This is a genomic window from Rheinheimera sp. WS51, from assembly GCF_050936095.1.
In the GTDB taxonomy this organism is placed as follows: Bacteria; Pseudomonadota; Gammaproteobacteria; order Enterobacterales; family Alteromonadaceae; genus Alishewanella.
The window spans coordinates 1-15,365 of sequence record NZ_JBOTRC010000024.1 but is presented as its reverse complement, the minus strand read 5'-3'; the positions used below and the strand labels follow the sequence as shown (position 1 = coordinate 15,365).

Sequence of the window (15,365 nt, the reverse complement as noted above, 5' to 3'; positions counted from 1 at the left end):
GCTAATAAATATGTAACACAAAAAAATGCCAATCTAGGTGCAATTAATTGCCTGTTTACTTGTGTTAGGCTGTGTAGGCAGTATAATGAGCGGCTATTAAAAACTCGATGTTATGATCGAGAAGTGTTTAAAAGTTAATACCTTGTAGGGGCGTAGTTCCAATTGGTAGAACAGCGGTCTCCAAAACCGATGGTTGGGGGTTCGAATCCCTCCGCCCCTGCCAAATTTTTTGGTGTAGATCAGTCTACATCTGGTAGTTAGTTGCTAAAAGCAATTCAAGTTAAGTGAGTCGAAGCATGAGCGCAGCAAGTGAAACCCCAAAAAGTGGAATTGAAATAATTAAATGGTTGCTGGTGTTTGCAATTTTAGCTGTAGCAGTTGTAGGTAATTATCTTTATGAGTTATCTGCTTTAGAGAAAGCTATCGCCATTGTTGTTCTTGTTATTATCGCAGGTGTTGTCGCTGGACAAACACATAAAGGCAAAACATTTATTAACTTTGCAAAAGAAGCCCGTACTGAAATACGTAAAGTCGTTTGGCCAACCCGTCAAGAAACAATGCAAACAACGATAGTCGTATTAGTTGCTACTGTTATTATGGGTTTGTTGTTATGGGGATTAGACGCTATCTTATTGCGTACGGTATCATTTTTAACAGGATTGGGGATTTAAAACATGGCAGAAAAGATGCGTTGGTATGTTGTGCAAGCCTTTTCTGGCTATGAGCAACGAGTTGCTACTTCATTACGAGAGCATATTAAAATTAACCAAATGGAAGACAAATTTGGTGATGTACTTGTACCGACGGAAGAAGTTATTGAGATGCGCGCGGGTCAAAAGCGTAAATCAGAGCGTAAATTTTTTCCAGGTTATGTTTTAGTGCAAATGGAAATGTGTGAAGAAGCCTGGCATTTAGTAAAAAGTGTGCCTCGTGTTTTAGGCTTTATTGGTGGTACTTCTGATCGTCCCGCGCCAATTTCTGAAAAAGAAGCCATGACTATCTTGAATCGTCTTGAAGATAATGCTGATAAGCCTAAACCAAAAACCTTATTTGAAACGGGTGAAGTGGTACGAGTTACTGAAGGCCCATTCGCCGACTTTAACGGTGTTGTTGAAGAAGTCGACTACGACAAGAGTCGGGTTAAAGTGTCTGTTCTTATATTTGGTCGTTCAACACCAGTTGAACTAGAATTTGGCCAAGTAGAGAAGGCCTAATTAAAGATTGTAACCGGGCGCTGATTAAAATATAATCTGCGCCCTTTTTAACGTTGGGGAGCCGCTTGAGTAATTGTCCTCGCATTTACAAGGCTAAGACCCTAAAACAGAGGTGAAACATGGCAAAGAAAGTTACTGCACTTATTAAATTGCAGGTTAAAGCTGGTATGGCTAATCCGTCGCCACCAGTTGGTCCAGCATTGGGTCAACACGGCGTAAACATCATGGAATTCTGTAAAGGCTTCAACGCCCGTACAGATAGCATTGAAAAAGGTATGCCAATTCCAGTAGTAATTACTGTATATAGCGATCGTTCATTCACGTTCGAAACGCGTACTCCACCAGCAGCGTTTTTATTATTAAAAGCAGCTGGCTTAAAGAGCGGTTCAGGCCGTCCAAATACCCAGAAAGTGGGCAAGATCACTGCAGCTCAAATTGATGAAATCATCAAAATTAAAGAGCCAGATTTAACAGCAGCAGATCATGCAGCAGCAGCGCGTACTATCGAAGGTACAGCTCGTTCAATGGGTTTAGAGGTGGAGGGTTAATCGATGGCTAAATTAACAAAACGTGCAAAGTTAATCCGCTCTAAAGTAGATTCAACTCGTGAATACGATATCAACGAAGCCGTAGCTTTATTAAAAGAGTTAACTGCGGGTAAGTTCTTAGAAAGCGTTGACGTTGCTGTTAACCTTGGTATTGACGCGCGTAAATCAGATCAAAACGTACGTGGCGCGACTGTGTTACCACACGGTACAGGTCGTGACGTTCGTGTTGCTGTATTTACTCAAGGTGCTAATGCTGAAGCGGCTAAAGCAGCCGGTGCTGACATTGTTGGTATGGAAGACTTAGCTGAGCAAGTGAAAAAAGGCGTAATGGATTTTGACGTAGTTATCGCATCACCAGACGCTATGCGCGTTGTAGGTATGTTAGGTCAAATCTTAGGCCCTCGTGGCTTAATGCCAAACCCGAAAACTGGCACAGTAACACCTAACGTTGCTGACGCAGTTAAAAATGCTAAAGCAGGTCAAATCCGTTACCGTAATGATAAGAATGGTATTATCCATACTACTATCGGTAAAATTGACTTCGAAAGCGATAAGTTAAAAGAAAACTTAGAAGCTTTATTAGTTGCATTAAAGCGTGCTAAACCATCAGTAGCAAAAGGTGTTTTCATCAAGAAAGTGACCATTTCATCTACTCATGGTGCCGGCTTAGCATTAAACCAAGCTTCTTTAACAGCAACGGTTTAATTGTTAGTGCTTTACAGAGCGCGTTGGTTGTTTTATAATCTCGCGCTCAAATTTTAGGGTAGAAAGCCTAGTTTAGGCTAGGCTTTCCGTCCAAGACCGTAGGTGCTGTAAGAGATTTACAGCTTAAAATACCAACCTACGCAGACGGTGTAGACCCCAGGAAGAATTAGATTCCTTCTGGCCTCACCGTAAATCGCGCGCTTTATGGCGACATAAGGCGATGTGTAGGCAACTGGACAATCACGTCCAGATGAACCAGGAGTTAAGAGCCAATGGCTATTAAGCTTGAAGACAAAAAAGCAATTGTTGCTGAAGTCCAGGAAGCTGCCAAAGGTGCTTTATCTGCGGTAGTCGCAGACGCTCGTGGTGTCACTGTAGGCAATATTTCTGCGCTTCGTAAGCAAGCGCGTGAAGCTGGTGTATGGATGAAAGTTGTCCGTAATACATTAGTACGCCGTGCAGTAGAAGGCACTGAATTCGAGTGTCTGAAAGATGTATTTGTAGGCCCAACGTTAATTGCGTTTTCTTCTGAGCACCCAGGTGCTGCAGCGCGTATCTTTAAAGATTTCGCGAAAGATAACAAAAACTTTGAGCTTAAAGGTGCAGCTTTCAGCGGTGATACTGTTGATATCGAGTTGTTAGCATCGTTACCAACATACGACGAAGCTATCGCACGCTTGATGAGCACAATGAAAGAGGCAGCAGCCGGCAAACTTGTACGTACAATTGCCGCGGTTCGCGACCAAAAACAAGAGCAAGCCGCGTAATTTTACGTATGGTTTGATAGTAAAGTTTAATCGGGATTCGTCCCCTAATTTAGGGATCTGAGCAATGTCAGTGACTAAAGATCAAATCTTAGATGCTATCGCAGCAATGTCTGTAATGGATGTAGTTGAATTAGTATCTGCAATGGAAGAAAAATTCGGCGTTTCTGCCTCTGCTGCTGTAGCTGTTGCTGCAGGCCCAGCGGCTGCTGCTGAAGAGCAAACAGAGTTTAACGTAGTGTTAGCTGGTATTGGCGCAAACAAAGTTGCGGTAATCAAAGCAGTTCGTGGCGCTACAGGTTTAGGTCTGAAAGAAGCGAAAGAATTAGTTGAATCAGCTCCAGCTGTTATCAAAGAAGGCGTTTCTAAAGACGAATCAGCTGAGCTTAAGAAAGTTCTTGAAGAAGCTGGTGCCTCTGTTGAAGTTAAATAATCCGGCTAAAACTGGATTATTTGCCTGAAATTCGGGCTGGGCTGGTGATGAATTAATCACCGGCCTTTTTGCGCTGTGGGACAATGATTTCCCCACCCCGTTGTTATCATGGCTGGTAACAAGTATGTCCAATAATGGACGTCGGGAAAAAAATCAGCAAGCTGAGGAACCCCATGACTTATTCTTATTCTGAGAAGAAACGTATCCGTAAGGACTTCGGCAAGCGTCCGGAAGTTCTGGATGTGCCATACCTGTTGTCGATTCAGATTGAATCTTTCAGCAAATTTATCGAGCCAGATCCGGAGGGAGGTTACGGTCTAGAAGCCGCATTCCGCTCTGTTTTCCCTATTAAAAGCTACTCTGGTAGTGCGGAATTGCAGTACGTTAGCTACCGTATGGGGGAGCCCGTATTTGATGTAAAAGAATGTCAGATCCGCGGTATCACCTACTCAGCGCCGTTACGCGTTAAGCTGCGTATGGTTATTTTTGACAAAGAAGCACCAGGTACGATTAAAGACATTCGTGAACAAGAAGTTTACATGGGTGAAATCCCGCTAATGACTGAGAATGGTACTTTTGTCATTAACGGAACTGAGCGTGTTATCGTTTCTCAGCTACACCGTAGTCCAGGTGTGTTCTTTGATCATGACCGAGGCAAGACTCACTCATCAGGTAAAGTATTATATAACGCACGCGTTATTCCTTACCGTGGTTCATGGTTAGACTTTGAGTTTGATGCTAAAGATAACTTATTTGTTCGTATTGACCGTCGTCGTAAATTACCGGCTACGATCTTATTACGTGCACTAGAATTCAGCACTGAAGAAATATTAGAAACTTTCTTTGAAAGTACTAAGTTCGAAATTAAAGATGGCAAACTGCTAATGGCAGTTATTGCTAATCGTCTGCGCGGTGAAACTGCAGCATTCGATATTAAAGACAATGACGGCGAAATTATCGTAGAACAAGGTCGTCGTATCACCGCCCGCCACGTGCGTCAGCTAGAAAAAACTGGCATGACCATGATGGAAGTACCGCATGAGTACGTTGTTGGCCGTGTCTTGTCAAAAAATTACGCTGACCGTTCAACCGGAGAGATTATTGCCGAGGCGAACGCAGAGCTCACATTGGAGCTGTTAGCAAAACTAGCAACTGCTGGTTATGAAAGTTTTGAAACACTTTATATCAACGACTTAGATCACGGTCCTTATGTCTCTGAGACAATCCGTATTGATCCAAGCAGCAACCGTATGGAAGCGCTCGTTGAAATTTACCGCATGATGCGTCCTGGTGAACCACCAACACGCGATGCGGCTGAAACATTATTCCAAAATTTATTCTTCTCTGAAGATCGCTACGACTTATCAACAGTGGGTCGGATGAAATTCAACCGCCGTGTTGATTTTGCAGAAAATACCGGTGCAGGTATCTTAAGTAAAGAAGATATCTTAGCGGTTATGAAAGTACTTATTGACATTCGTAACGGCCACGGCGAAGTAGATGATATTGACCACTTAGGTAACCGTCGTATCCGTTCTGTTGGTGAAATGGCAGAAAACCAATTCCGTGTTGGTTTAGTCCGTGTTGAGCGTGCCGTTAAAGAGCGCCTTTCATTAGGTGATTTAGACGCTGTTATGCCACAAGACTTAATTAACGCTAAGCCAATTTCAGCAGCGGTAAAAGAGTTCTTTGGTTCAAGCCAACTATCGCAGTTTATGGACCAAAATAATCCATTATCAGAAGTGACGCACAAACGTCGTATTTCTGCACTTGGTCCTGGTGGTTTAACTCGTGAGCGTGCTGGTTTTGAAGTGCGTGACGTTCACGCAACTCACTATGGTCGTGTTTGTCCTATCGAAACACCTGAAGGTCCAAACATCGGCTTAATCAACTCATTATCAATGTTTGCTCAAACCAACGAATATGGTTTCTTAGAAACACCATATCGTCGTATTGATAATGGTGTGGTAACAGATGATGTTGATTATTTATCAGCAATTGAAGAGGGTAACTTTGTTATCGCTCAGGCTAATGCTGAAATTAATGAGGAAAACCGCTTAAGCGAAGAGTTAGTGCCTTGCCGTTATAAAAACGAAACAACCTTAATGCCTGCCGATAAAGTGCAGTATATGGATGTTGCACCACAGCAAATCGTTTCTGTCGCGGCGGCTTTAATTCCATTCTTAGAGCACGATGATGCTAACCGTGCCTTAATGGGTGCGAACATGCAACGTCAAGCTGTACCTACATTACGCGCTGATAAGCCGTTAGTGGGCACGGGCATCGAGAGTGTTGTAGCTAAAGACTCAGGCGTAACTGTTGTCGCTAAACGTGGTGGTGTTGTTGACTACGTTGATGCAAGCCGTATCGTAATTAAAGTTAACGAAGATGAAACCTTAGCTGGTGAAGCGGGGATTGATATCTACACGTTAACTAAATACACCCGTTCGAACCAAAATACCTGTATTAACCAACGTCCTTGCGTTAATCATGGTGAACCAATAGAACGCGGAGATGTTTTAGCTGATGGTCCTTCTACCGACTTAGGTGAGTTAGCGTTAGGCCAAAACTTGCGCGTCGCCTTCATGCCGTGGAATGGTTATAACTTCGAAGACTCGATTTTATTATCAGAACGCTTAGTACAAGAAGATCGCTTAACGACTATCCATATTCAAGAGTTAAGCTGTATTTCTCGTGATACTAAATTAGGCGCAGAAGAAATTACTGCTGATATTCCAAACGTAGGTGAGTCGGCTTTATCTAAATTAGATGAAGCGGGTATTGTTTACATTGGTGCAGAAGTAAAAGGTGGTGATATTCTCGTTGGTAAGGTGACACCTAAAGGTGAAAGCCAGTTAACGCCAGAAGAAAAACTACTACGTGCTATATTTGGTGAGAAAGCTTCAGACGTTAAAGACTCTTCTTTACGTGTACCTAACTCTGTATCTGGTACTGTTATTGACGTTCAAGTATTCACTCGTGACGGTTTAGAAAAAGATAAACGTGCTCGCGAAATTGAAGAAATGGAAGTTAAGCAAGCTAAGAAAGATCTTAACGAAGAGTTCCGTATTCTTGAAGCTGGTATCTTTAACCGTGCCCGTAACTTGCTAGAGCAAACAGGTTTAGACCGTGCTCAACTAGACACCTTAAAAGGTGATGCCTTGTTTAATCAGAGCTTAAGCGATGAAGAAAAACAAAGCGATTTAGAGCAATTAGCGACTCAGTACGAAGATATTCGTGTTGAGTATGACAAAAAATTTGAAGCCAAACGTCGTAAAATTACCCAAGGTGATGATTTAGCACCGGGTGTTTTAAAGATTGTTAAAGTCTATTTAGCTGTTAAACGTCGTATTCAGCCAGGTGATAAAATGGCCGGTCGTCATGGTAACAAGGGTGTAATCTCTACTATCGTACCAGTTGAAGATATGCCATATGACGAACACGGTAAACCAGTTGAAATCGTGTTAAATCCGCTAGGTGTTCCATCACGGATGAATATCGGTCAGATTTTGGAAACTCACTTAGGCTTAGCTGCACGTGGTATTGGTGATAAAATTGATGCCATGATCAAAGAGTACAAAGAAGTTGCTGAAATACGTGAGTTCTTAACCAAAGTGTATGCATTAGGTGAATCACGCCAGTCTGTTGATATTGCAAACTTTACTGATGATGAAGTGCGTCGTTTAGCCGAGAACTTACGAGCAGGTTTACCTGTAGCAACACCAGTATTTGATGGTGCTACAGAAGCTGAAATCAAGCAATTATTAGAACTTGGTGATTTACCATCAAGTGGCCAAATTACATTATATGATGGCCGTACTGGTAATAGTTTTGAGCGTAAAGTTACTGTTGGTTATATGTATATGTTAAAACTGAACCACTTAGTAGACGACAAAATGCATGCTCGTTCTACGGGTTCTTACAGCTTAGTAACTCAACAGCCTCTAGGCGGTAAAGCTCAGTTCGGTGGTCAGCGGTTCGGTGAGATGGAAGTGTGGGCACTTGAAGCATATGGTGCAGCGTATACGTTGCAAGAAATGCTGACAGTGAAATCAGATGACCTCAACGGCCGTACTAAGATGTATAAGAACATCGTAGATGGTGACCACAGAATGGAACCTGGCATGCCAGAATCTTTCAACGTATTAATGAAAGAAATCCGTTCGCTCGGTATTAACATCGAATTGGAAGAGGAATAAACCGACCTTGAGTTGGGGGGCAGAAGTCTGCCCCATTCCGGTTTACCTCTTACAGGAGAGCAAAGGTGAAAGACTTATTAAAGTTTCTGAAACAACAAACTAAAACCGAAGAGTTTGATGTTATCCGTATCGGTTTATCTTCACCGGACATGATTCGTTCATGGTCATTTGGTGAAGTAAAGAAGCCAGAAACGATTAACTACCGTACCTTTAAACCAGAGCGTGACGGTTTATTTTGTGCCCGTATCTTTGGCCCGGTAAAAGACTATGAGTGTTTATGCGGCAAGTATAAACGTTTAAAGCACCGTGGCGTTATATGTGAAAAGTGTGGTGTTGAAGTTACACTAACCAAAGTGCGTCGTGAACGTATGGGTCATATTGACCTTGCAAGCCCAACGGCACATATTTGGTTCTTAAAATCATTACCAAGCCGTATTGGTTTATTACTTGATATGACGTTACGTGATATCGAGCGCGTACTTTATTTTGAAAGCTATGTTGTTACAGAGCCTGGTATGACTTCATTAGAGCGTCGCCAGATGCTAACTGAAGAAGAATACCTAGATGTTCTAGAAGAGCATGGCGATGAGTTTGAAGCTAAGATGGGTGCCGAAGCGGTACTTGATATCTTACAAGGCTTAGACTTAGCGGTTGAAATCAAGCAAATGCGTGAAGAGTTACCAACAATTAACTCTGAAACTAAACGTAAGAAGATTAGTAAGCGTTTAAAACTAATGGAAGCGTTCTTTAACTCGGGTAATAAACCTGAGTGGATGATCATGACTGTACTTCCGGTGTTACCACCAGATCTACGTCCATTAGTACCACTCGACGGTGGCCGTTTTGCAACCTCTGATCTAAACGATTTATACCGCCGTGTTATTAACCGTAATAACCGCTTAAAGCGCTTATTAGACTTATCGGCGCCTGATATTATTGTCCGTAACGAAAAGCGTATGCTGCAAGAAGCGGTTGATGCGTTATTAGACAACGGCCGCCGTGGCCGTGCGATTACAGGCTCTAATAAACGTCCTTTAAAATCTTTGGCTGATATGATCAAAGGTAAACAAGGTCGTTTCCGTCAGAACTTACTTGGTAAGCGTGTAGACTACTCAGGTCGTTCTGTTATCACTGTTGGTCCAACATTACGTTTGCACCAATGTGGTTTACCTAAAAAGATGGCTCTAGAGCTATTTAAACCTTTTATCTATGGCAAGCTAGAAATGCGTGGTTTAGCGACTACCATTAAAGCGGCCAAGAAAATGGTTGAGCGTGAAGAAGGTGCAGTATGGGACGTATTAGACGAAGTTATTCGTGAGCACCCAGTATTACTAAACCGTGCACCAACACTTCACCGTTTAGGTATCCAGGCGTTTGAGCCGGTACTTATTGAAGGTAAAGCCATTCAATTGCACCCATTAGTATGTGCGGCCTATAACGCCGACTTCGATGGTGACCAAATGGCGGTTCACGTACCATTGACTATTGAAGCACAGCTTGAAGCACGTGCCTTAATGATGTCAACGAATAACGTATTATCACCTGCTAACGGTGAGCCAATCATTGTTCCTTCACAAGACGTTGTATTAGGCTTGTACTATATGACGCGTGAAGCAATCAATGCTAAAGGCGAAGGCATGATGTTCAAAAGCGCTAAAGAGGCTGAAAAAGCCTTCCGTGCTGATGTAGCAAGTTTACATGCTAAAGTTAAAGTACGTATTACCGAAGTAGAATTAGCTGAAGACGGTAGCAGAACTGAAAATACATTAGTTCGTGATACTACGGTTGGTCGCGCTATTTTATACTCAATTTTACCTGAAGGTTTAGCTTTTGAAAGCGTTAATCAACCTATGGGTAAGAAGCAGATTTCAAAACTGTTAAATGGTGCTTATCGCCGTATTGGTCTTAAGCAAACCGTTATCCTTGCTGACCAAATTATGTATACCGGTTTCCATTACGCAATGCTTTCAGGTGTATCTGTTGGTATTAACGATATGGTTATTCCTGAGTCGAAAACAAGCATTATCGACGCAGCAGAAGCCGAAGTAGCTGAAATTCAAGATCAGTTCCAACAAGGTCTTGTAACTGCAGGTGAAAAATACAATAAAGTTATCGATATTTGGTCTACTGCAAACGAGACATTATCAAAATCGATGATGGAAAACCTAGCGAAAGAAAGCGTTATCGACCGTGACGGTAATACTGTTGAGCAACAATCATTTAACTCAGTTTATATGATGGCCGATTCAGGTGCTCGTGGTTCACCAGCTCAGATCCGTCAGTTAGCGGCAATGCGTGGCTTAATGGCGAAACCAGATGGTTCAATCATTGAAACGCCAATCACTGCGAACTTCCGTGAAGGCTTAAGTGTATTACAGTACTTTATTTCTACTCACGGTGCGCGTAAAGGTTTGGCCGATACCGCATTAAAAACAGCAAACTCAGGTTACTTAACCCGTCGTTTAGTGGATGTAGCACAAGATTTAGTTGTTACAGAATTTGATTGTGGCTCAGAACAGGGTATCGTTATGAAGCCGCTAATCGAAGGTGGTGATGTAGTTGAAGGTTTACGTGAACGCGTATTAGGCCGTGTCGTTATCGGTGACGTGGTTATTCCATCAACAGAAGAAGTGTTAATTGAAGATGGCACTATGCTTGATGAAGCGCTGTGTGATGCTTTAGAAAAGCATTCAATTGACGAAGTTCACGTACGCTCTGTAATTACTTGTCAAACTGACTTCGGCGTTTGTGCTAAGTGTTATGGTCGTGACTTAGCACGTGGTCACTTGATTAATGCCGGCGAAGCCGTAGGTGTTATTGCCGCGCAGTCAATCGGTGAGCCAGGTACACAGTTAACAATGCGTACCTTCCACATTGGTGGTGCAGCATCACGAGCTTCTGCAGAAAATAGTGTTCAGGTTAAGAATGCTGGTACGTTAAAACTGCATAATGCTAAATATGTACGTAACCCAGAAAACAAAATTGTTATCACTTCTCGTTCAGCTGAAATTACCGTATTTGATGAGCTAGGCCGTGAGAAAGAGCGCTATAAACTACCTTATGGTTCTGTTTTAGCGACTGATGACAATGCAAAAATCACCTCTGGACAAATTGTTGCAAGTTGGGATCCGCATTCACACCCAATTATTTTGGAACGTGGCGCGCAAGTAACACACAGCGATGTTGATGATAGTAATACTGAAGTTCAACAAGACGATTTAACTGGCTTAACACGTACCGTTGTTAAAGACTTGGCAAAAGCGAATGCGAAAGAGCCAAAACTTATCTTAACTATGGACGATGGTGCGCTACAAGAAATCCGTTTACCAAGCTTTGCCACAATCGAAGTAGGTGATGGTGTAGCAGTACAAGCAGGTGAAGTCTTAGCGCGTATCCCACAAGAAAGTTCGAAAACGCGCGATATTACCGGTGGTTTACCACGGGTTGCAGACTTATTCGAAGCGCGTAAGCCAAAAGATCCAGCTATACTTGCTGAAATCTCAGGTACTATCAGCTTCGGTAAAGAAACCAAAGGTAAGCGTCGTTTATTAATCACCCCAGATCAAGGTGATGTTTACGAAGAAATGATCCATAAGTGGCGTCAAGTTAACGTATTTGAAGGTGAGCGTATTGAAAAAGGCGAAGTGATCTCTGAAGGTCCTGAGTCAGCTCACGACATTTTACGTTTACGTGGCATCCACCATGTTGCTAGTTATATTGTTAACGAAGTACAAGATGTATATCGTTTACAAGGTGTTAAAATCAACGATAAGCACATCGAAACGATTATTCGTCAGATGTTGCGTAAGTGCTTGATTACAAACCCTGGTGACAGCGAATTCTTAGAAGGTGAACAAGCTGAAGTGGCTCGCGTTAATATCGCTAACCGCGAATTAGAAGCAGCCGGTAAAATGCCAGCGCAATACGAGCGTTCATTATTAGGTATTACCAAAGCTTCACTGTCGACAGATTCATTTATCTCGGCAGCATCGTTCCAAGAGACTACGCGCGTACTAACTGAAGCTGCTGTTGGCGGCAAGAAAGATGAACTGCGTGGTCTGAAAGAAAACGTTATTGTTGGTAGGTTGATCCCAGCAGGTACCGGTTTTGCTTTCCATCAAAACCGTGCCCGTGAACGTCAGCGTATTGCCAATGGCGAAAGCGTCGAACCAGTAATGAGTGCAGAAGTAGCGGAACAGGCATTGTCTGATGCGCTAAATATGGACTTATCTGGTAAAGACGAGTAAGAGAAGTGAAGGGGGCTAATTGCTGATTAAATTAGCAGCAATTAGCTTTCTAGCTTGACAGGTCAAAGCTTGACCATTAGAATTCCGCGACCCCATTTTTGGGGGCGGAATTTTCACGTTTATTGGGTATTATTAACCAGGAGTATTTAATGGCAACAATCAACCAGCTAGTGCGTAAGCCGCGCAGCCAGAAGGTAGCCAAGAGCGCCGTGCCTGCGCTTGAAGCTTGCCCGCAGAAGCGTGGTGTTTGTACCCGTGTATACACCACTACACCTAAGAAGCCAAACTCTGCTATGCGTAAAGTTTGTCGTGTTCGTTTAACAAATGGATTCGAAGTATCTTCTTATATCGGTGGTGAAGGCCATAACTTGCAAGAGCACAGTGTTGTGCTTATTCGCGGTGGCCGGGTAAAAGACCTGCCAGGTGTGCGTTACCACACCGTACGCGGCACATTAGACTGTGCTGGCGTAAAAGATCGTAAACAAGCCCGTTCTAAGTACGGCGCAAAACGGCCTAAAAAATAACGGTACTCCGTTAAGTAAGGCCAAACTAGACAACTTTTTTTCTTCAATGTATTAAAAGTTTTGGAATCACCTGAAGCAATCGGAGTTACGAATGCCAAGAAGACGCGTCATCGGACAACGTAAAATTCTTCCAGATCCAAAGTTCGGAAGTGAATTACTTGCCAAATTTGTAAACGTCGTTATGGTCGACGGAAAAAAATCTACAGCTGAATCAATCGTATATGGCGCATTAGAGCATGCTGTTGCCAAGTCTAAAAAAGAACATTTAGACATTTTTGAAGTTGCGCTTGATAACATCCGCCCTACAGTTGAGGTTAAATCTCGCCGTGTGGGTGGTTCAACTTACCAAGTACCTGTTGAAGTACGCCCAGTACGTCGCAACGCACTAGCTATGCGCTGGTTAGTTGAGGCTGCTCGTAAACGTGGTGAAAAATCGATGGCTCAGCGTTTAGCTGGTGAAATGCTTGATGCCCTTGAAAACAAAGGCTCTGCGGTTAAGAAACGTGAAGACGTGCACCGTATGGCTGAAGCGAATAAAGCTTTCGCCCATTTCCGTTGGTAAGTACAGCTTAACAAGAGGATATTATTGTGGCACGTATAACCCCTATAGAACGCTATCGCAATATTGGTATTTGTGCGCACGTAGATGCGGGCAAAACAACTACCAGCGAGCGCATTATATTTTATACAGGGCGTTCTCATAAGATCGGTGAAGTACACGATGGTGCTGCGACAATGGACTGGATGGAACAGGAGCAGGAGCGTGGTATTACTATCACGTCTGCTGCGACGACAACCTTTTGGTCTGGTATGTCAAAGCAGTTTGATACTCATCGTATCAATCTTATTGATACCCCTGGTCACGTTGACTTTACAGTTGAAGTTGAACGGTCATTACGTGTACTTGATGCCGCTGTAGTGGTTCTTTGTGGCTCATCTGGTGTTCAGCCGCAAACAGAAACTGTTTGGCGTCAAGCTAACAAGTATGAAGTGCCGCGCATGATCTACGTTAATAAGATGGACCGTACCGGTGCAGATTTTTTACGTGTAGTGAAGCAGGCCAGAACACGCTTAAATAGCACAATAGTACCTATTCAATTACCAATTGGAGCTGAAGATAATTTTGAAGGGGTTATTGACCTTGTCAAAATGAAAGCAATCAACTGGAACATGGCTGACCATGGTATGACATTCACTTACGAAGATATTCCAGCAGATATGCTAGAACAAAGTAATGAATGGCGGCAAAACATGATAGAAGCCGCGGCAGAAGCTAGCGAAGAAATGATGGAACGTTATCTAGAAGGTGACGAGTTCACAGAAGATGAAATTCGCAAAGCGCTACGTGATTTAACTTTACGTAATGAAGTGGTATTAGTCCAGTGTGGTTCATCTTTTAAAAATAAAGGTGTGCAAGCTATGTTGGACAACGTAATTTATTACTTGCCATCACCTACTGAAGTTAAACCTATCATGGGTATCAACGAAGATGAAACTGAAGGTGAACGTCACTCTTCAGACGATGAACCGTTTGCAGCTTTAGCATTTAAAATTGCAACGGATCCATTTGTTGGTACTTTAACGTTCTTCCGAGTGTACTCAGGTGTCATCAATTCAGGTGATACTGTTTATAACCCGGTTAAAATGAAAAAAGAGCGTATTGGCCGTATCGTACAGATGCATGCTAACAGTCGTGAAGAAATTAAAGAAGTTTTAGCTGGCGATATTGCAGCGGGCATCGGTTTTAAAGATGTGACTACAGGTGATACTTTATGTGATCCTGATAATATCATCACATTAGAACGGATGGAGTTCCCTGAGCCAGTAATTTCGGTTGCAGTTGAACCAAAAACTAAAGCTGACCAAGAAAAGATGGGTATTGCGTTAGGTAAATTATCTGCCGAAGATCCTTCTTTCCGTGTCCACACTGATGAAGAGACGGGCCAAACGATTATCTCTGGTATGGGTGAATTACACTTAGATATCATCGTTGATCGTATGAAACGTGAATTCAAAGTAGAAGCTAACGTGGGTAAACCGCAAGTTTCTTACCGCGAGACCTTACGTCAAGCTACCGAAGTAGAAGGTAAGTTTGTTCGTCAGTCTGGTGGTCGTGGTCAATTTGGTCACTGTTGGTTGAAAATCGAACCACAAGAAGAAGGTGCTGGTTACGAGTTCGTTAACGCGATTGTTGGTGGTGTTATTCCAAAAGAATATATCCCTGCAGTTGATAAGGGCGTTCAAGAGCAGATGAAAAATGGTGTTCTTGCTGGTTACCCTGTTATCGACGTAAAAGTAACGGTATTTGACGGTTCATACCATGATGTTGACTCAAATGAGATGGCGTTTAAAATTGCAGGTTCAATGGGCTTTAAGAAAGGTGCGCTACAAGCAAAACCGGTTATTCTTGAGCCAATTATGAAAGTTGAAGTTGTTACGCCTGAAGACTTTATGGGTGATATTGTTGGTGACTTAAATCGTCGTCGCGGTATCATAAATGGTATGGAAGATGCCCCTGGTGGTATTAAAATCGTTGATGCACATGTGCCTCTTTCAGAGATGTTCGGCTATGCGACCAATATGCGCTCATTGAGCCAAGGTCGTGCTTCGTATTCAATGGAACCATTGAATTACCAAGAAGCGCCAAGCAACGTCACTGAAGCAATTATCGCAGCACGTAGAGCTGATTAACTTAGTTTGGCCTGCTTAGGCAGGCCGCATTTAAATAAAG

Annotated in this window: 11 protein-coding genes and 1 tRNA gene; all 12 read left to right on the top strand. The window is 42.8% G+C overall.

The genetic code is table 11. The features are described 5' to 3' along the window. Positions 1-146 precede the first annotated feature (146 nt). The 12 genes from ACRCA4_RS14605 to fusA all read left to right on the top strand — a co-directional run bounded on the left by ACRCA4_RS14605 (position 147) and on the right by fusA (position 15,325). Positions 147-223, top strand: a tRNA-Trp gene (locus ACRCA4_RS14605). A gap of 73 nt (positions 224-296) precedes the next feature. Next, entirely contained in the window at positions 297-671 is a 375-nt protein-coding gene (secE, locus tag ACRCA4_RS14600; protein WP_433190212.1) for a preprotein translocase subunit SecE, read from the top strand. Between the two features lie 15 nt (positions 672-686). Then, the gene (nusG, locus tag ACRCA4_RS14595) at positions 687-1,214 is read left to right on the top strand and encodes a transcription termination/antitermination protein NusG (RefSeq protein ID WP_433190214.1); all 528 of its coding nucleotides are present in this window, start codon (positions 687-689) and stop codon (positions 1,212-1,214) included. Between the two features lie 119 nt (positions 1,215-1,333). Next, positions 1,334-1,762, top strand: a complete 429-nt coding sequence (rplK, locus tag ACRCA4_RS14590; protein ID WP_433190209.1) for a 50S ribosomal protein L11 — start codon at positions 1,334-1,336, stop codon at positions 1,760-1,762. A gap of 3 nt (positions 1,763-1,765) precedes the next feature. Beyond that, complete coding sequence (rplA, locus tag ACRCA4_RS14585; protein ID WP_433190206.1) at positions 1,766-2,467, top strand: 50S ribosomal protein L1; 702 nt, start codon at positions 1,766-1,768, stop codon at positions 2,465-2,467. 272 nt (positions 2,468-2,739) lie between these two features. Beyond that, complete coding sequence (rplJ, locus tag ACRCA4_RS14580) at positions 2,740-3,234, top strand: 50S ribosomal protein L10 (protein ID WP_433190204.1); 495 nt, start codon at positions 2,740-2,742, stop codon at positions 3,232-3,234. Positions 3,235-3,298: 64 nt separating this feature from the next. Next, positions 3,299-3,664, top strand: coding sequence for a 50S ribosomal protein L7/L12 (gene rplL, locus ACRCA4_RS14575; protein ID WP_433190201.1), 366 nt, complete (start codon positions 3,299-3,301; stop codon positions 3,662-3,664). A 173-nt stretch (positions 3,665-3,837) separates the two neighbouring features. Next, complete coding sequence (rpoB, locus tag ACRCA4_RS14570; RefSeq protein WP_433190198.1) at positions 3,838-7,863, top strand: DNA-directed RNA polymerase subunit beta; 4,026 nt, start codon at positions 3,838-3,840, stop codon at positions 7,861-7,863. Positions 7,864-7,928: 65 nt separating this feature from the next. Then, entirely contained in the window at positions 7,929-12,110 is a 4,182-nt protein-coding gene (gene rpoC / locus ACRCA4_RS14565) for a DNA-directed RNA polymerase subunit beta' (protein WP_433190195.1), read from the top strand. Positions 12,111-12,259: 149 nt separating this feature from the next. After that, positions 12,260-12,634: a 30S ribosomal protein S12 gene (gene rpsL, locus ACRCA4_RS14560; RefSeq protein ID WP_433190192.1), complete on the top strand. Its 375-nt coding sequence runs from the start codon at positions 12,260-12,262 to the stop codon at positions 12,632-12,634. Between the two features lie 91 nt (positions 12,635-12,725). Next, positions 12,726-13,196 (top strand): 30S ribosomal protein S7, encoded by a 471-nt coding sequence (gene rpsG, locus ACRCA4_RS14555; protein ID WP_433190189.1) that lies wholly within the window; start codon positions 12,726-12,728, stop codon positions 13,194-13,196. A 26-nt stretch (positions 13,197-13,222) separates the two neighbouring features. Continuing rightward, positions 13,223-15,325: an elongation factor G gene (gene fusA, locus ACRCA4_RS14550; protein ID WP_433190186.1), complete on the top strand. Its 2,103-nt coding sequence runs from the start codon at positions 13,223-13,225 to the stop codon at positions 15,323-15,325. The last annotated feature ends 40 nt before the right edge of the window (positions 15,326-15,365 follow it).